The organism is Mycobacterium sp. E787, assembly GCF_001668725.1.
In the GTDB taxonomy this organism is placed as follows: Bacteria; Actinomycetota; Actinomycetes; order Mycobacteriales; family Mycobacteriaceae; genus Mycobacterium.
The window spans coordinates 58,436-76,165 of the sequence record NZ_LZKL01000116.1; the positions used below are offsets into that span (position 1 = coordinate 58,436).

Below are 17,730 nucleotides of genomic sequence, written 5' to 3' on the forward strand. Positions count from 1 at the left end.
CCCAAAGGGGAAGCGGCTCAGCTCCTTTCGCCGGTCTCCAGCCAGTGGGCGCACTCACTGCCAAGCTTTTCCAGGGCCACCCGGTCGAAGCGCCCGACCTGCGCCGGCGTCAACTCGTTGCGGTGATCGCGCTTGAGCCCCTTGTGGAAAAACGCCTTCGCGCTCGACATGTGTGTTCCACCGAACGGCGCCATCTTCTCCGCCCGGGCGCTCATGTAATCGAAGGAGCAATGCTCGAGGATGGCCTCCATGCGCAGCGATGCGGGATCGATGGAGAAGAATTTCGCCAGCCGGGCGATCTGGCCGGACAGGTCCTTCTTCAACTGTCCGTAATGCAGCAGAAGCACATTCGGCTCGTCGCGCAGCTCCCACCACGACTTCATGATGTCGAGGAGATCGCAGCACTGGTAGCCGTCGGTGTCGAGCCACAGGTCGAAGAACCGCTGCATGTCCTCGGGGATCACCAGCGGAGTGGGGTCGCCGGACCACTCTGCGTGGATCCGGTTGATCTGCGACATCGTCGATTCGGAGAAATTGTAGAGATAGTTGTGGAGGCTGATCCCGAGATCTTTGCCGTTCCGGCCGACGAACACGTAACGCGCTTCGGGCGCGATCGGCACGGCGTCGGCCGGCAGGTGCGACTTCATCACCCGCCGCATGCCGGACTCGCGCTGCTCCCGCAGCACCTCGAGCATCCCCGCGTGATCTCCCCAGCTGGAATCGAGCCAGGGCGACGTGTCCGAGAGGCCCCCTTCCGGCTCCTCGCCGTTATGGAGGATTTGCTGGACGATCCGCTGGGTCCACGTCGTGCCCGCCTTGAACGGATCCGCGACGACGATGTCCCCGTCGACGAAGCCGCCCTGCGCGAGGAAGTCTTCCCAAACCATCGAATTGGACAAATAGTCCCTCAGGACCCTCGTCGGAGCGAGTAGCTGCTTTTCCATCGGTTAATACCTTTCGTCGGTTTGGTCGAATATTCACAAATACGGATTCACGAGACATGGGGGCATGGTTATGAGTTGCATTTGACGCACTTCATGCCTTGAGGTACTGATCTCGATAGCTGCCAGACTTCCTTCAGCCTGGAGATTTAGGCGTGCTGCGGCATCGGCGTTACTCCAGCCACCGATGCCGCAGGGTCATTAACCGGTGTTTTATTCAGCATGATTATTAGTATCGTTGCGCAAGCTTATGACTGCCTGTGCCCCGGTTGTAAGATTGCTGATCTTTCGATGCTGCGCAGCGATTCAATGGCTGATTACGCAGAATGTACGGCGTCAAATAGCGGGCGTGCATATTACAACTCACGCCGCCCGCCCCCGGACTGTCAGGTACGCCGATAAGCGAGGTCGGGGTCCGTCCGCGGGGGTCAAGAGCTCACGTCTTGACGATCTCCTCCGCAGGCGGTTGCACCAACGCCGGCGCCGCGGCATCTTGCCCGTCGCACCGCACGTAGCGGTACCAGACCAGCACTCCGGCGGCGATGTAGCACACGAGGAAGCTCCACAACGCCGGTGTCTCGGTGCCGGTGGTGTCATACGACTGCCGCAACGCCAGGTCGATCCCGACGCCGCCGAGCGCCCCGAAAGCGCCGGCGACCCCGATCAGTGCCCCCGACCGCACGCGCGCCCAATGCCCGCGTTCGGCCTCACTGACGCCCAGCGCGCGGGCGCGCTCCTCGAAGACCGACGGAATCAGCTTGTAAACAGCCGCTTTGGCGGCGCCGCAAAAAACGAACAGTGCGATGAAACCGACGATGTAGCCGACCATCGTGAAACCCGTCACGGCGGCGCCCCGGTCCTCGGCGGCGTCGGCATGCATGCTGACGCCCACCAGGAACCCGCCCGCCACGATCGAAGCGGCGAAGACCGCCAGAGTTACGCGGCCGCCGCCGAACCGGTCGCTGACCTTCCCCCCGGCTATCCGCGCCAGCGACCCCAGCAGCGGCCCGATGAAGGCAACCTCCGCGGCGTGCAGCGACGCCTGCGCGTGGCTTTCCCCGGCAGCGATGAAGTTGTGCTGCAACACCTGACCGAAGGCGAACGCAAAGCCCAGAAACGAGCCGGAGGCGCACATGTAGAAAAACGAGATCGCCCACGTATCGGGAACCCCGAGAATGGCCCGCAGGTTGTGCAGCGACAGGCCGGTCCGGTGCGCGACGACGTTGTCCATGAAAAGCGTTGCGCCGACGCCGCCGACGGCCAGCAGCGCAAGATAGATGGCGCACACCCAATAGGGCGCCTCGTGGCCCGCGGTGGCCAGCGCAACCAGTCCGACCGCCTGGATGCCCGCCGAGCCCAGGTTGGCCATCCCACCCGTGATGCCAAGGGCAAATCCCTTGAGCCGCTGGGGAAAAAGCCCGTCGACCTTGGCCAGCGATGCCGAGTAGTTGCCGCCGCCCAGGCCGGTCAGCGCGGCGCACACCAGATACGGCCACAACGGCAGGCCGGGGTGGGACAGCAGGATAATCGCCCCTGCGGTCGGAAGCAGCAGCACCACGGCGGAGAACATCGTCCAGTTGCGGCCGCCGAACCAATTGGCCGCCATCGAATACGGGATGCGCGCGAGCGCCCCGACCAGGGAGGCGGTAGCGCCGACCAACAGCTTGTCGCCGGTCGAGAAACCGTAGACGGACTGCGGCATGAACAGCACCATGACCGACCACAGATACCAAATGGAAAATGCGACATGCACATTCACGACCTGCCACATCAGGTTGCGCCGGGCGATGGCGTGATTTCCGCCGTTCCACGCCACGGCGTCTTCCGGATCCCAAACCACGATGCGATGTGAGCGGGCCACGCGATATCTATCATTCACCGGCGACGGAGGCGTGAGCGTCGGGCCAGCCTGCTCGCATACCGGGTCAGGTCCCATTGGGCTGCTCAACAATTCGGCACCCGGCGGGAGAGCGATCGAACGGCCACTTACGGTCCTCCGCGTCACATCGGGCTGCACAACCGGCCAGCCGACCACTTGGTGTCTGTTCCGCAGGGACCGTTGGCCGTCAACAGCGACGCGCGGTTATTGGCGAGCCCCACCGCCATCGTGCGCCGGCAACGCGGTGCCCCGTCCCGCCAACGCACGTGTACGTCCTTGGTAGTCAAGCGGGAAACGTTCGACAAGCTGGCGTGTCCGATCTACAGGAGATTTGCAGCCGACTCGCCAGCTCTGTCCAGCCGGCCGTGAGGAAGCCACGGCCGCGCATCGGATTCCGAGCATTCTCACAGCTGGTGTGGGTTGCCATCCAAGCCCCGCGTTGTACATTGCTGCCACTGTGGACCCTCGGATCACCGGCGCGAATCGTCGATGGCGGTTGGCCATCGCGACGGTCGCGGCGCTGAGCCTGTTCGTCGCCCTGATCGCGGGTTCTTCGTTGCGTCCCCAATTCGCCGCGGCCACGCTTCCCGAGCCGGCGGCGTGGACCCATGCGACCCATGCTGTCCGAGCGCAGACCGGCCCGGCGGAGCTTCGCGCTGCCGCCCATGACTTTTCGCCGGGCTCCACGCCGACAGACAAGAAGCCTTTCCACAGCATGTGGATGACCCGCGACCGGCCGGCCACGGTGATCCACTTGTCGCCGCAAACCGGCTGGCTTGCCCTGCCGGCGTCGTTTGGCGGGTCGAAGTTTCCGCCGGATGGCGTCCGATGGGCCGCAGCAGCGCCCGCTCCCGACGACCGAGATGTGTTGACGCGACTCTGCGTCGCCCGACGCTGACGAGCCCGCGCCGGGCCCTCATGCCGTCTGGCGCGGCCCGGTAGGCCCACAACACACATCAAATCACGGCAGTCGGCCCGACCATGCCGAATTACCCGCGGCTGCAGCGGGACAGGACGTCGACCCCTTTCGAGGAAGCATCCATGGATTTCGTTGTGCAACAAATAAATTCCGAGCCGATCCCTTCGGAGCGCACTGTCGACTACAGCCCTCCGCGCCCGTTCCACCTGCCGCGGCTGGAGCATTCGGCGTTACCGATGGCCGCCGATCGGGGTGTCGGATGGAAGGCGTTGCGGGACGCCGGGCCGGTCGTGTTCATGAACGGCGCCTATTACCTGACGCGCCGAGAGGACGTGCTCGCGGCGCTGTGCCAAGCCAACCTCTTCTCTGCACATCTCGCGCTGCAGCCCCCGGGCAGCCCGGTGCCGGTGCTGCCTTCGGCGTTCGACCCTCCCGAGCACACGCGATACCGCAAAATCCTGCAGCCGTATTTCAGCCCGCACGCCCTGGCTAAATCACGGCCCGTGATGAAGCGCCACGCGGTCGACATGATCGCCGCCCTCGCGGCGCGGGGCGAGTGCGAGGTGATGGCGACCTTCGCGCGCCTCTACCCGTATCAGGTGTTCATGGACCTCTACGGGCTGCCGCTGGAGGACCGCGACCGCGTGATCGCCTGGAAGGACGCCGCGGTGGACGGCAAGCCCGAGGGATACGAGCTGCTGACATATTTCACCGAGGCCATCAGGCAACGCCGGCAGAACCCGGGCTCCGACATGTTGTCGGAAGTCATGACCGGTCCCGGCGATCTCACCGACCTGGAGCTGCTCGGCATGAGCCACCTCTTGATCCTGTCGGGTCTGGACACGGTCGCCGCGGCGATCGGCTTTTCGCTCTTCGAACTGGCGCGGCGGCCGCAGCTGCGCAGGGAGCTGCGCCACGATCCCGAGCAGACCAAGGTCTTCATCGAGGAAATCGTCCGGCTCGAGCCGGCGGCGCCGTTGGCGGCCCGGGTCACCACCGACTTCGTCAAGGTGGGCGGCATGACGCTTCCCCCGGGCACGCCGGTGCGGCTGTGCACCGCCGCAATCAACCGTGACGGCAGCGACGAGATCTCCACCGATGACTTGGTGATGGACGGAAAGGTGCACCGCCACTGGGGATTCGGGGGCGGTCCACACCGCTGCATCGGGTCGCACCTGGCGCGGATCGAGCTGGCGATCGTCATCGACGAGTGGCTCAGGCAGATCCCTGACTTCCAGCTGCCGCAGGGCTACACGCCCGAGATCAAGTTCCCGTCGAAGAGCTTCGCGCTCAAGTCGCTCCCATTGAGCTGGGGCGGCCAGGGTCGGTAGCCAGTCGCTTCACGCCTGTTCCTCGGCCTTCGCGGGGTCCTCGATCACGTGATACGCCGGATCGACCATCGACATGGGGCGATTACCGGACTGGCGGGCCTTCCCGGTGATGCGCAGCAGCTGCCCGGGCTGGATGTCGGCGCCCCCGCGGCCCGGGCGGAACGTGACGTTGACTTCGCCGCTGTCGTCGCCGACGACGATCCAGCGAAAAGTGCGGCGGCCCTTGGTGATGTCCTCGATCTGGCTGACCCGTCCCTCGAAGGTGGCGCGCTGCCCCGGGATGAGCCCGGCCACGGTGATCACCGACCCCCGTTCGGGGTGCTCGTAGGCCTCGACCTCCCGCTCCTCGTCCCTGAAAACCCAGGCCCCGACCCGGTCCAGCCACCGCGCGATGCGGTGCTCGAACTCGTCGGGATACGCCTCCTTGATCCGCGACTCCACGTCGTACGGGACGATCGTCGCCGCCGCGTCCGGCATCAGGCTGACCGCGCGGGCGATCTTGTCCGCGGTGCGGTCGTGCAGCAGCCGCCCCAGCAGCGGCGAATACGTTCGGCGCGGCAACAGCACCGTCACATTGGTGTCGGGATGCTCACGCAGCGCCGTGGCGACCAGCACCTGAGCAGAGCGGTTGATCTGCCGGTCCGGACAGTCCACGACCCGTAACCGGGTATCGAGTTCGTAGTGATCCCAACGCTTTCGCAACTGCGAGGCATGGGCCGCATCGACCATGAAGTGCACGGCGATGAGCTCGTCGGCGCGCAACCCCTTGCCGTACCGCAACGCCTCGATGGTCGAGAGGTCGACCGAGTTCACGAACACGAACACTCGATGCCTGGCGTACTTCACCAGCTCGGGCCGGTCGGTGCGGAACATCTCCAGAATGGCCGCCTCCGCACGGTATTCGTGGTTGAGCCGGATGAGCAGGAAGACCAGCACCGGGAACACGACGACCACCAGCCACGCGCCCTCGGTGAACTTCGCCACCGCGAAGATGCCCACCACGATCGTCGACAGGATCGCCGCGGACAGGTTGATCGCCAGCCGGCGCCGCCAGCCGGGTTCCCGGTGGGTGAGGTGGTGTTTGGTCATCCCGTAACCGGCCATCGAGAACCCGGTGAACACGCCGATCGCAAAAACCGGGATCAGGGCGTTGACCGAACCACCGGTCGCCAGCAACAGCGCCACCGACAGCGCCGTGAGCGTGATGATCCCGTTCGAAAACACCAGGCGGTAGCCACGTTTCGTCAGCTGGCGGGGCAGGAAGCGATCCTCGGCGACAAAGCTGGCCAGCGCGGGGAACCCGTTGAAGCTGGTGTTCGCGCCGACATACAAGATGGCGGCGGTCGAAGTCTGCACGAGGATGAAGAAGACGTTTCCGATCGCCCCGTTGCCGAAGACCGCACGACCGACCTGTGACAACACCGACGGATATTCGGTGAGGTACGGCGTCGCGTGGGTGACGTAGGCCAGATAAGCGACGCCCGCCAGCAAGAATCCAAGAATGCAGGCCATCGCGGTGAGCACTCGTCGCGCGTTCACGCCCTGCGGCTTTCGGAACACGTCGACCGTGTTCGAGATCGCTTCAACCCCCGTCAGTGACGAGCCGCCGTTGGCGAAAGCACGCAGCAAGGTCAGTATCGTTGCGCCCATCACCAGGCCGCTACCCTGCTGCACCGGCACCGTGCCGCTCAGCTGGTGGGGATCGTATACGGGTAAGTTCCAGAATATTTCGCGAACGACGCCGACAACGATCGTCAGGCCGATCATGACGACGAAGAAGTACGTTGCGGCCGCGAACGGCCAGCCGGCTTCGCGCAAACCGCGCAGATTCAGGTAACAGATCAGAAGCACAACGCCGACCGTGATGTACAGGTCGTAGCGACCCAATGCCGGTATGGCCGACGCCACCGCGACCGTCCCCGCGGCCGCCTGCACCGCCACGGTCACCACGTAGTCGATCAACAGCGCCGCGGCGGCGACCTGCGCCACCCGCGGCCCGAAATTCTCCCGCGCGACGATGTACGAACCGCCGGCCCGGGTGTAGGCCATGACGACCTGCCGGTACGACGCTGCGACGAACGTCAGGATCAGCAGGATGACGCCGGTGACCGGAAGTAACAGGACGAACGCGGCCAACCCCGCGTGCGGCAGCAGTTCGATCAGGATCTGCTCGGGGCCGTACGCGGTCGACGAGATGGCGTCCGGGGAAAGCGCGCCGAGCGCAACCGGATTCGAGAGCTTCTCGCTCGTCAGTTCCTCGGTGATCAGCGGCTTGCCCAGGAAAACCCGCTTGGCGATGTCGCCCACCGTGGTCGGAATGTGCAGCTTGCCCGTCGAGCCCGCCGAATTGGTCACGGCGCTAAGCGTAAGAGAGTCGGTGCACCGCGGCGGCGATTCGTTCGTCGGTGGCGGTCAGCGCGACCCGCACGTGCCGGGCGCCGCGCGGGCCGTAGAAATCGCCGGGCGCCACCAGGACGCCGCGACCGGCCAGCCACGTGACGCTGTCACGACACGGTTCGCCGCGCGTGGCCCACAAATACAGGCCGGCCTCGGAGTGGTCGACGGTGAAGCCGGCCGCGCGCAGCGCCGGCAGCAGGGCCGCCCGCCGGCTCTCGTATCGGCCGCGCTGCAGCATCTCGTGGGCGTCGTCGTCGAGGGCGGCCACCATCGCGGCCTGGACCGGCGTCGGAACGATCATGCCGGCGTGCTTGCGGACCGCCAGCAGCTCGGCGACCAGCGCCGGGTCCCCGGCGACGAAGCCCGCCCGGTAACCGGCCAGCGACGAGCTCTTCGACAGCGAGTGGATCGCCAGCAGCCCGGTGTGGTCGCCGTCGCACACCGTGGGGTGCAGCACCGAGAGCGGTTGGTCATCCCAGCCCAGGCCCAGGTAGCACTCGTCGGAGGCCACGATGACGCCCCGCTCGCGTGCCCACCCGACGACCTTGCGTAGGTGGTCGACGCCCAAGACCCGTCCGGTCGGGTTGCTCGGCGAGTTCAGGTAGAACAGCGCCGGCGATCGCGGGCCCACCTGCGTCAGCGAGTCCGCGCGCAGCACCTCCGCCCCGGCCAGGCGAGCCCCGACCTCATACGTCGGGTAGGCCAGCTCCGGCACCACCACCACGTCGGCGGGGCCCAGGCCCAGGAGCGTGGGCAGCCAAGCGATGAGTTCCTTGCTTCCGATCACCGGCAGCACGGCTGCCTCGGCCAGGCCGGTGATTCCGAAGCGGCGCGCCAGCGCACCGGCCGCCGATTCGCGCAGCCGGGCGGTGCCGGCGGTCGCCGGGTATCCCGGCGCCGAACTCGCACCGGCCAGCGCCTCGCGGATCAGGGGGGCGACCGGGTCGACCGGGGTGCCGACGGACAGGTCGACGATTCCGTCCGGGTGGGCCGCGGCCAGCGCCTTCGCGTCGGCCAGCGTGTCCCAGGGAAACTCCGGCAGGGACGCCGACAGTGCCGGCCGGACCCGGTCGGGCCTGTGCAGCACCGGCCCGCTCAGTCGCCTTCGCCCTGCGGCGGCAGGTCCTTGACCACCTGCGGGTCGTTGTCGGTCATGCCGACCTTCGCCGCACCGCCCGGCGACCCGAGCTCGACGAAGAAGTCGGCGTTGATCTGCGTGTACTGGCCCCACTGTTCGGGCACGTCGTCTTCGTAGTAGATCGCTTCGACGGGGCAGACCGGCTCGCATGCCCCGCAGTCCACGCATTCGTCGGGATGGATGTACAGCATCCGGGTGCCCTCGTAGATGCAGTCGACCGGGCATTCCTCGATGCATGCCTTGTCTTTGATGTCGACGCAGGGTTCGGCGATCGTGTACGTCACAGACGTCTCCTCAAGCTGTGTCCATGTACTGCGTGTGGGCTGCTGTTCGGTTCGCCGCGGCGCTTCGGCCGCTTCGGCGAAAGCTTTCGGTTACTGATACTAGACGTTGCACATACACGTCAACCACCGGGCATGCAAGTCGGCGCCGGCGCCCCGTCCGGCGGTGGACGCAAAGTGCGCATCACGCGCGCCGTCACCCCCGCCGGCCCCGCTGAGGGTCTGCGTTCACTCACGGCGAACATGCCGTGCAAGCCGCTGACCTGCGGATAGTTACGATTAGAGCTTTCTGTGCGATAACGGATGCGAGGATGAAAGCTCGCGGGGCCTGGTAACCTCGACCGCAGACGGCAACCGTTGGGCAGTGTCGTCGCCGTTTTCCGACGGTGCATTGAATGGGGAAGGTATCCACAAATGGTGAAGCTGTCGTTGACCAAATTGGCCGCTGCCGCCGGCGGCGTGGCGTTCGCGTTGACGGCCGGCTCCGGGATCGCATCCGCCGATCCCCTGGATCCGGTCATCAACACAACCTGCAACTACGGGCAGGTCATGGCCGCGCTCAACGCGACCGACCCGGGAGCTGCCGCGCAGATGAACGCATCGCCGATCGCGCAAAGCTACCTGCGCCAGTTCCTTGCGTCGCCGCCGCCGAAGCGCATGCAGATGGCCCAGCAGATCCAGGCCATGCCGCAAGCCGCGCCGTACTTCAACGACGTGTTGTCGGTGGCCGGTAGCTGCAACAACTACTGAGCGAGTTCAGTAACCGCTGAGCAGGCGGCGCAGCCGGCCCAGCGCTTCGGGCCCGGCGGCGCTGCAGATTCGGGACGGGTTCCCGGGTCGACGACCCCAGAGCAATAGCACCCGCGCGGCCGCATCGGTTTCCAGCGTGGCCGGGCCTTCGGGCCCGGCCATGCCGATGTAGGTGTGGTCGGTGTCGGCGCTGACGACGACGTCGTCGCTGCCCGGCGCGCGCAGCCGGGCCGCTATCCGCTCACCCGCCCGTAATCCCTTGGCGCCCTTCGCAAGCAACGGACGCCCGACCGCCGTGACGCTGTGCGTGGTCATCCACGGCTCGGCGAGCCGGGCCTGGGCCGGCGGGTCATCCCCGGTGATGTCCCAACCGTGCAGGACGAGTTCTTCGCGCATGTGCTCGGCGAACCACGGCACCTTCATGGTCCGACCGGTCCACGCGACGTCCGTGTCCGCAGGGACGCCGTCGGCCGCCGCCGCGACCTCGTTGAGGGTGGCCATCCGCTCGTGCAGCGCGTCGAACAGGTCGGCGTCGCCCAGGGCACGCAACGGCGCCTCCCGCTCCTCGAAGCCGCGGGTGCCGACGGGGTTTCCCTCCAGATGCGCCCGCAGCACCCTGGCCAGCTCCTCGGCGTTGCCGGCTTGGTGGATGACGACGTCGCGGACCGTCCAAGCCTCGCACCAGGTGCCCGCGTCGGGCCGGCGCTGCTGCACCGCGTCCAGGAACGGTCGCCACTCCGGGAATCGATCGTGTTCTATGTGTCGCTTCACGGCCCCGGTATACCCGGGGGCGGTGACAGTTACGCCGCCAGCGGCGCGTAAGTCGTGGTGCGCTGGCGCGCGGGGCGACCGATGCCCTCGGCGATCGCGGACAGCTCCGCCGCGGTCTTCGCGGACCCGTGTTCGGAACCGGCCATCCGCGAGATGGTCTCCTCCATCAGCGTGCCGCCCAGGTCGTTGGCGCCGCCGTTGAGCATCACCCGCGTGCGGTCGACGCCGAGCTTGACCCAACTCGTCTGGATGTGGGAGATGCGCCCGTGCAACATGATCCGTGCCAGCGCGTGCACCGCCCGGTTGTCGCGGTGGGTGGGTCCTGGGCGCGCCGCGCCGGCCAGGTACAGCGGCGAGCTCTGGTGCACGAATGGCAACGGCACGAACTCGGTGAAGCCGCCGGTGCGGTCCTGGATGTCGCGCAGCACGTTGAGGTGGCCCACCCAGTGCCGCGGGCTGTCGACATGCCCGTACATCATCGTCGACGACGACCGCAGGCCCACCTCGTGTGCGGTGGTCACGATCTCGATCCACATCGACGTGGGCAGCTTGCCCTTGGTGAGCACCCAGCGCACCTCGTCGTCGAGGATCTCGGCCGCGGTGCCGGGGATGGTGTCCAGGCCGGCCTCACGCAGGCTGATCAGCCATTCGCGAACGCTCAACCCGCTCTTGGTCACGCCGTTGGCGATCTCCATCGGGGAGAACGCGTGCACGTGCATCGACGGCACGCGGGCCTTGACCGCCCGGACCAGTTCGGCGTACCCGGTGACCGGCAGCTCGGGATCGATCCCGCCCTGCATGCACACCTCGGTGGCGCCCTCGACGTGCGCCTCCCAGGCGCGGTCGGCCACCTCCTCGGTCGACAGCGAATACGCGTCGGCGTCACCCTTGCGCTGCGCGAACGCGCAGAACCGGCAGCCGGTGTAGCAGATGTTGGTGAAGTTGATATTGCGGTTCACCACGAAGGTGACGTCGTCGCCGACGGCGTCGCGCCGCAACGAATCCGCCAGCGCGGCAACGGCATCCAGCGCGGGGCCGTCGGCCGTCGCCAACGCCAGGTACTCGTCGTCGGTGCAGCGCGCGGGATCGCGCTCGGCCGACCGCAGCGCGGCGAGCACGTCGGTGTCCAGGCGTTCTGGCGCTTTGGCGCCCTGGGCCGCCAGCTCGTACACGCGCGCACGGATCGACTCCCAGTCGCCGAACGCGCTCTGTAGGTCGCTGCGGGCCGCGGTGTTGCGGCCCTGGGTGTCGATCGCCGCGTGCAGGTCGACCCGCCCGGCGGATTCGATGTCGTCGGGCTCCTGCCAGGGCATGCCCACCGGGTTGACGTCGCGGGCCAGGCCGGTCTGCGGATCGGCCAGCGCCGCAACGTGTCCGGACACCCGTGGGTCGATCCACGCCGCGCCCGCCTGCACGTATTTGGGCTGCGCGGTCAACCGCTGCACCAGGTCGTATCCGGCCTCCGCGGTGATCTTGGCCAGCTCGTCGAGGGCGGGCCACGGCCGTTCGGGGTTGACGTGGTCGGGGGTCAGCGGTGAGACGCCGCCCCAGTCGTCGACGCCGGCGCCGATCAACGCCAGGCACTCCTCGCGCGACACCAGGTTGGGCGGTGCCTGGATGCGCATGCCCGGGCCGAGCACCAGCCGCGCGACCGCCACCGTCGCCAAGTAGTCCTCGATCCCGGCGTCGGGGAAGCCGGCCATCGCGGTGTGTTGCTTGGCCCGGAAGTTCTGCACGATCACTTCCTGGACGTGCCCGAACTCCTTGTGCGACTTGCGGATCGCCAGCAAGGTGTCGGCGCGTTCGGCCAGCGTCTCGCCGATGCCGACGAGCAGCCCGGTGGTGAACGGGATGGACAGCCGCCCGGCGTCGGTCAGCGCGCGCAACCGAACCGCCGGGTCCTTGTCCGGGCTGCCATAGTGCGCAAGCCCTTTCGTCTCGAACAACCGCCGCGACGTCGTCTCGAGCATCATGCCCATCGACGGCGCCACCGGCTTGAGCCGCGACATCTCCGACCAGGTCATCACGCCGGGGTTGAGATGCGGCAGCAGCCCGGTCTCCTCCAGCACGCGGATCGCCATCGCCCGGACGTACGACAGGGTGGAGTCGTAGCCGCGTTCGTCCAGCCAGTCCCGCGCTTCCGGCCAGCGGTCCTCGGGCCGGTCGCCGAGGGTGAACAGCGCCTCCTTGCAACCCAGTTCGGCCCCGCGGCGCGCGACGTCGAGAATCTCGTCGGGCTCCAGGTACATGCCGGCGCCCCGGGCGCGCAGCTTGCCCGGGACGGTGACGAAGGTGCAGTAGCGGCAGGTGTCGCGGCACAGGTGGGTGACCGGGATGAACACCTTGCGCGAATAGCTGATCGGCAACCGGCCGGCCGGCCCGCGGCGCCCCGCCGACTCCAGGCCCGCATCGCGCACCCGTGCCGCGCTCGCGCACAGGTCGGCGAGGTCCTCGCCGCGCGCCGTCATCGCGACGGCCGCCTCGTCGAGGTTCAACGCGACCCCGTCCCGGGCCCGCCGCAGCACCCGCCGCAACGCCGACGCATCGGCCTTGGGCGGCGGAATGACAGGGCTGGGTAAAGCGACGGGATCCTGGCCCGGGGGCTCCGGTGTCAGCGGCACGTTGGTGTAACTTCCCCACGATCGAATTTCATCCGTCCGGCCCAGCCTGCGAACCGCTGGGCGACGGTGCCATATGTGCAACAGTAGCCCCAGGCCGCCGCCGGCCCTCGATCGACATCCCGGCCCCGGCGGGTCCCCTTTGCTGTGTGTTTGGCGGACTTGGCCGCTAACCAGCCGCGACCGCGTTACCATCCGTCCTATCTCAGGGAGGTGTGAGATGTCGTTCCTGTTCTCGGACCCGGAGGCGCTGGCCGCGGCGGCTTCGGACCTGTCCGGCATCGGATCGACCCTGAGCACCGCCAACACGGCGGCCGCGGCCCCGACGAGCGCGGTGGCGGCGGCGGCCGCCGACGAGGTGTCGGCGCAGGTCGCCGCGTTCCTGTCCCAGCACGGGCTGGGGTATCAGCAGATCAGCGCACAAATCGCCGAGTTCCACGAGCAGTTCGTCCAGACCTTGAGCGCCGGTGCGAGCGCGTACGCGGCGGCCGAGGCCGGCGCCGCCCAGAACCTCGCCGGTGCGGTGAACGCCCCCGCGGCGACGCTGCTCGCCGGCGGCGGCGGCGGTGTGGCCAGTGCGGCCGCTGCGGCCGGCGGAGCCGTGTCCGGTGCGGTCAGCCACGTCGAGAGCGTCGTGGCGGGCTCCGCGGGCGTCCTCAGCGCGGGCAGCGGGTTGCTCGGCGGCGGCGCCCAAGCGATCGTCAGCCAGGCCGGTGCGGCCGCCAGCGCGGTGTCCGGTGCGGCCCTCGGCGCCGTGTCCGGTGCGGCGAGTGAGGTCGAAAGCTTCGTGGCGGGCTCGGCCAATTTCCTCGAGGGCGCCGGGCTGTTCGGCAGCGTCGGCCAGGCCGCCGCGCTGCTGCTGGGGCCCACCGGGGGGATCAGGGTCTTGACCGCAGCCAGCGCGCTGCTGGCGCCGGCAGCCGTCACCAACGCCGCGGCGGTGTCGGCGGCGAACGCGTTCGCTCCCATCGCCGAGTCGATCGAGACCGCCTACCTGCTGATCGAGCCCTACGTGCAGTACGGCTTCGAGCTGGCCTCGTACGCGGCGGGCTGGCTGCCGTGGATCGGCTGGATAGTGGCGCCGCAGATCATGTTCTTCTACAACCTCTTCGAACCCATGGTGCAGAGCGGCCTGTTCAACATCCTCGACTGGTTGGGCGGCACCATCACCTTCGCCCAGGGGCTGAACAACTTCCTGACGGCCACCACGGCGTCGATCAACTACTTCATCCAAACCGAGATCAACTGGTTCTTGAGCTTCCTGCCGCCGCTCCCGCCGCTGCCGCCGTTCTTCCCGTAACCCGGCCGGTCAGCGGCGCCGACTGCGCCGCCACAGCACCCACACCGGCGGCGCGACCCCGAGCACGATCAGCAGCAGGGCCCCGTAGGCCATCAGCCCCCGGCCGCCCAGGATGACGTCGTCGGCGGGACCGCCCATGCTCATGACGGCCACCGCGAGAAGCCACGTCCACAGCGGCAGTGCGGCCACCCGCGCGGAGCTGGTCCACTGGCCGGCGGCCCAGACCAGCGCCGCGTTGAGCAGTCCGCTCAGCACCGCACTGATGGGAAACGGGACGGAGCCGATATACGAGGGCAGCAGCAGCGCGCCGGCGACTGCCGAGAGGATCCCGTCGACGGCCAGCAGCGCCAGGACAACGAAACGAATCGCGGGGTCCGTCGCGCCGCCGTTCTCAGCGGACGCGACGCGTGGCTTGGTTTCGGTCAGGTCGGGACGCTGTCGATATTGGAAAGGATCGAGCCGATGACCCACTGCAGGCTGTCGAGGCGGTCCTGCCAGTGCTGCTGGTTAGGGTCCAGGTCGGGGTCCATGCGAATTCCTTCCGTGGCTGCCTGTTTGGCAGCCTACCGCGTTGTGGCGGTGGCGAAACCCAGTCCCGCAAGCAGATCCGTTTCCCAGCCGCGCCCGTCGCGCTCCCCCGCGGCCCCGCCCACCAGGACGTAGTGCTCCTCGGCGAGGATGGGCAACGCCATGTTGTTCGACAAGGCGCAGGCCCGCCCGGTGGGGCCGACGACGACCTGCGTGGCGTGGGAGGCGAGCGCGGCCGTCTTGGCGGCGAGCGCCTCGGGCGCCGCCGCGACGACGGCGTCGATGGCGGAGTCGGCGTAGCCGAAGTCGAACTCCTCGTGGGGCGGGATCGCCCAGCCGGGCAGCAGGTCTTCGCGATCCAGCGCCCGCCAACCGGCGTGGAATGCGCTCTCCGCCAACACCGTCCAGTAGAACTTCGGCACCGGCCACGGCTCCCCGGGATAGTCGTCGCTGGAGCCTGCCGCGGCGACGGCCGCCGTCGTGACGGTGTGGGCGTGGATGTGGTCGGGGTGGCCGTAGCCGCCGTTGGGGTCGTAGGTCACGACGACGTGCGGGCGCTGCTCGCGGATGACGGCGACCAGCGCGCCGACGGCCTCCCGCTCGTCGGCGTCAATGAACCTGTCGCGCCCGCGTTTTGGGGTGCCCTGCATGCCGGAGTCGCGCCACCGTCCCGCGCCGCCGAGGTAGTGGGGCCCGTTGACGCCCAGCGCGCGCAGCGCGGCGGTGAGCTCGCCGATGCGGTAGCCGCCGAGTTGGTCCGCGCGATCGGCGGCCAGCCCGGCCCACGGATCGCCGATGACCTCGCCCTCCTCGCCGAGGGTGCAGGTGACGACGCGCACCTGCGCGCCGCGAGCGGTGTAGTGCGCGATGGTGGCGCCGTTGCTGAGGCTCTCGTCGTCGGGGTGCGCATGGACGAACAGCAGCCGCGGGCTCTCGGGCATGGACGCACCCTACCCCGGAGGCGAGCAGCGGATAGGAACGCGGACGGCTACTATCGAGAAATGCCCCAGCTAACCCAGGACCGGAGTAGCACCCGGAGCCGCCGACGAGGCGAAGTGCTCGAACGTGCGCTGTTCGAGGCCACGTTGGCGGAGCTGGCCGAAGTCGGATACGGCGGGCTGACGATGGAAGGGATCGCCGCGCGCGCCCACACCGGCAAGGCCGCGTTGTACCGGCGCTGGTGCAGCAAGCACGACCTGGTGCACGCCGCGCTGGTGTACGCCCTGCCGCCACTGCCGGAGCTGCGCACCGGCCGGTCGGCCAGGGAGAACCTGTTGACGATGTTCACCTCCCACCGCGACATGCTGGCGGGCAAGACCAGCTTTCCCAGCCTGGACGTCATGCACCAACTGCTGCACGAACCGGAGATGCGCGCCATCTTCGCCGACGCCGTGGTGTGCCCGCGCCTCAAGATCGTCGAATCGATCCTGCAGGCCGCCGTCGACGACGGCGACCTCGACCCGGCCACCGTCACACCACTGACCGCTCGCGTCGGGCCGGCGCTGATCAACCACCAGTTCATGCTCACCGGCGAACCGCCGAGCCGGCGGGATCTGGCCGTCATCGTCGACACCGTGATCCCGCCGCGGGCGGGGGCCGAGAAGAACTAGGCCACGAACAGGCCGGCCAGGTCGGCGCCCGCGGCCAGGCTCTGGTCGAAGATGCCCTCCAGGCCGCCGATGTTGCCGCCGTTGAAGACCTGCGCCGAGGTTCCGGTCAGCAGCGTGCCGACGGCCGGCAGCTGAACACCGCCCAAGAAGCTGTTCACGGTCTGCTCGCCGGTGCCCAGGATCAGGTTGCCGACGTTGAAGACACGGTTCAGCGTGCCGTTCAGCGCCGAATTTGTCCCGAACGTGCCTGTCTCCCAAGCGATTTCGCTGTTCACCAGGTTGGTGTTGAACCCGGTCTCGGCGGTCAGCAGGTTGTCCAGGAAGTTGACCTGGCCCGACGCCAGGCCCTGCAGCCCGGCGGTCGGCGCCGCCACCAACGCCACTCCCAACCCCGTTGTCGGAAGCCCGGCGAACAGCGACCCGTTGAGCGCCGCGTTCAGCGACGCCTGCAAGCCTGCCGCGTTGATCCCCGCAGTCAACGCGGCCTGCAGGGAACCATTGCCGGTCAGCGAGGTCGCGATCCCGCTGATGAGGTCGAGGTCCCACAGGAATTTGGTGTCCAGGGCGCCCAGGAACCCGCCGAGGGTGCCGCCGGCGATCAGGTTGGCCGGGCTGCCGACGGCGAGGCTGGCAAGGATGGCGCCGGCGGTGGGCAGCTGCGCGCCCAACAGGCTGTCGAAGGTCACCTCGCCGGTGCCCAGCACCGTGTTCCAGAAGTTGAAGAAGCTGTCGAACATGCCACCGAACGCGCCGGTGCCGCCGAAGACGGCCGTCTCCAGCGCCGTCTCCTGGGCGACCAGGGCCGCGTTGAGGCCGAGCTCGTTGGTGATCAGGGCCGTGTTGAAGCCGAGCTCCATCGACTGCAGCTGGGCGAGGAACGCGGGCACGTTCGGCGCCGTCAACAGCACCTGCCACGGCGCCGCCAAGTTGGCGAACAAGGTGGGCAGCCCGGCCAGCCCGAGGCTGAGCCCGCCGCTCAACGCCAGGTTGAGCTGGGCACCGAGGCCCGACAGGCCGGCGGTGATGCTGGCGCCCAGGCTGGGACTGAAGCCGAAGACACCGCCCAGCGCCGCGAGCGCGGCGTTCAGGTTGGCCGGCAGGGTGATGCCGCCCATCAGCGCCGGCAGGCCCGCGCTCAGGTTGCCGATCAGCGATCCCCCCGTTTGCAGGGCACCGGACAAGGCGGTGCCGAGCCCCGACAGGCTGCCACCGAGGCCGCCCGACAGGGCGGCGTTGAGCGCGCCACTCAGCCCCGGCAGCCCGGCGC

General features: G+C 68.3%; 15 protein-coding genes. 5 read left to right on the plus strand and 10 right to left on the minus strand.

Annotation, left to right across the window (positions count from 1 at the left end; translation table 11 throughout):
- Positions 1-17: 17 nt before the first annotated feature.
- Positions 18-944 carry a sulfotransferase domain-containing protein gene (locus A5705_RS22450; protein WP_067881240.1) on the minus strand — a complete coding sequence of 309 codons (927 nt, stop codon included), beginning with the start codon at positions 942-944 and terminating at the stop codon, positions 18-20.
- Positions 945-1,377: 433 nt separating this feature from the next.
- The gene (locus A5705_RS22455; protein WP_067881243.1) at positions 1,378-2,802 is read right to left on the minus strand and encodes an MFS transporter; all 1,425 of its coding nucleotides are present in this window, start codon (positions 2,800-2,802) and stop codon (positions 1,378-1,380) included.
- A gap of 475 nt (positions 2,803-3,277) precedes the next feature.
- On the opposite strand from A5705_RS22455, the gene A5705_RS22460 reads away from it, so the two are divergent.
- Together A5705_RS22460 and A5705_RS22465 are read left to right on the plus strand one after the other, a co-directional pair.
- A complete protein-coding gene (locus A5705_RS22460; protein WP_068280146.1) occupies positions 3,278-3,718 on the plus strand; it encodes a hypothetical protein in 441 nt (146 codons plus the stop codon).
- A 257-nt stretch (positions 3,719-3,975) separates the two neighbouring features.
- The gene (locus A5705_RS22465; RefSeq protein ID WP_068280171.1) at positions 3,976-5,070 is read left to right on the plus strand and encodes a cytochrome P450; all 1,095 of its coding nucleotides are present in this window, start codon (positions 3,976-3,978) and stop codon (positions 5,068-5,070) included.
- A 9-nt stretch (positions 5,071-5,079) separates the two neighbouring features.
- On the opposite strand, the gene A5705_RS22470 is transcribed toward A5705_RS22465, so the two are convergent.
- The 3 genes from A5705_RS22470 to fdxA are packed head-to-tail and all read right to left on the minus strand — an operon-like array spanning position 5,080 to position 8,889.
- The gene (locus tag A5705_RS22470) at positions 5,080-7,425 is read right to left on the minus strand and encodes an APC family permease (protein ID WP_067881252.1); all 2,346 of its coding nucleotides are present in this window, start codon (positions 7,423-7,425) and stop codon (positions 5,080-5,082) included.
- Positions 7,426-7,429: 4 nt separating this feature from the next.
- On the minus strand, positions 7,430-8,521 hold the full coding sequence (gene dapC / locus A5705_RS22475; protein ID WP_156763206.1) for a succinyldiaminopimelate transaminase: 1,092 nt from the start codon (positions 8,519-8,521) through the stop codon (positions 7,430-7,432).
- A gap of 41 nt (positions 8,522-8,562) precedes the next feature.
- Entirely contained in the window at positions 8,563-8,889 is a 327-nt protein-coding gene (gene fdxA / locus A5705_RS22480; protein ID WP_067881257.1) for a ferredoxin, read from the minus strand.
- A gap of 414 nt (positions 8,890-9,303) precedes the next feature.
- Here fdxA and A5705_RS22485 point away from each other — a divergent pair, with 414 nt between their 5' ends.
- Positions 9,304-9,636 carry a hemophore-related protein gene (locus A5705_RS22485; RefSeq protein WP_067881329.1) on the plus strand — a complete coding sequence of 111 codons (333 nt, stop codon included), beginning with the start codon at positions 9,304-9,306 and terminating at the stop codon, positions 9,634-9,636.
- 6 nt (positions 9,637-9,642) lie between these two features.
- Here the strand turns inward: A5705_RS22485 and A5705_RS22490 are convergent, their stop codons facing one another.
- Positions 9,643-10,407, minus strand: a complete 765-nt coding sequence (locus A5705_RS22490; RefSeq protein ID WP_067881259.1) for a maleylpyruvate isomerase N-terminal domain-containing protein — start codon at positions 10,405-10,407, stop codon at positions 9,643-9,645.
- Between the two features lie 29 nt (positions 10,408-10,436).
- On the minus strand, positions 10,437-13,022 hold the full coding sequence (locus tag A5705_RS22495) for a bifunctional FO biosynthesis protein CofGH (protein WP_156763207.1): 2,586 nt from the start codon (positions 13,020-13,022) through the stop codon (positions 10,437-10,439).
- Positions 13,023-13,245: 223 nt separating this feature from the next.
- Here A5705_RS22495 and A5705_RS29065 point away from each other — a divergent pair, with 223 nt between their 5' ends.
- Positions 13,246-14,325: a PE family protein gene (locus A5705_RS29065; RefSeq protein WP_068280155.1), complete on the plus strand. Its 1,080-nt coding sequence runs from the start codon at positions 13,246-13,248 to the stop codon at positions 14,323-14,325.
- Between the two features lie 9 nt (positions 14,326-14,334).
- Here the strand turns inward: A5705_RS29065 and A5705_RS22505 are convergent, their stop codons facing one another.
- Both A5705_RS22505 and mshB read right to left on the minus strand, forming a co-directional pair.
- On the minus strand, positions 14,335-14,796 hold the full coding sequence (locus A5705_RS22505) for a hypothetical protein (RefSeq protein ID WP_067881267.1): 462 nt from the start codon (positions 14,794-14,796) through the stop codon (positions 14,335-14,337).
- 92 nt (positions 14,797-14,888) lie between these two features.
- Positions 14,889-15,794, minus strand: coding sequence for an N-acetyl-1-D-myo-inositol-2-amino-2-deoxy-alpha-D-glucopyranoside deacetylase (gene mshB, locus A5705_RS22510; protein WP_067881271.1), 906 nt, complete (start codon positions 15,792-15,794; stop codon positions 14,889-14,891).
- 60 nt (positions 15,795-15,854) lie between these two features.
- Here mshB and A5705_RS22515 point away from each other — a divergent pair, with 60 nt between their 5' ends.
- Entirely contained in the window at positions 15,855-16,463 is a 609-nt protein-coding gene (locus tag A5705_RS22515; RefSeq protein WP_067881274.1) for a TetR/AcrR family transcriptional regulator, read from the plus strand.
- On the opposite strand, the gene A5705_RS28260 is transcribed toward A5705_RS22515, so the two are convergent.
- The coding region (locus tag A5705_RS28260; protein WP_068280159.1) for a hypothetical protein at positions 16,460-17,730 on the minus strand (1,271 nt) is incomplete at its 5' end. The two genes, A5705_RS22515 and A5705_RS28260, sit on opposite strands and share 4 nt — an antisense overlap.

Coding starts and splice junctions, on each gene's coding strand:
- A5705_RS29065 (WP_068280155.1), top strand. CDS start 13,246: ATGTCGTTCCTGTTCTCGGACCCGGAGGCGCTGGCCGCGGCGGCTTCG.
- A5705_RS22465 (WP_068280171.1), top strand. CDS start 3,976: ATGGCCGCCGATCGGGGTGTCGGATGGAAGGCGTTGCGGGACGCCGGG.
- A5705_RS22450 (WP_067881240.1), bottom strand. CDS start 944: ATGGAAAAGCAGCTACTCGCTCCGACGAGGGTCCTGAGGGACTATTTG.
- mshB (WP_067881271.1), bottom strand. CDS start 15,794: ATGCCCGAGAGCCCGCGGCTGCTGTTCGTCCATGCGCACCCCGACGAC.
- A5705_RS22515 (WP_067881274.1), top strand. CDS start 15,855: ATGCCCCAGCTAACCCAGGACCGGAGTAGCACCCGGAGCCGCCGACGA.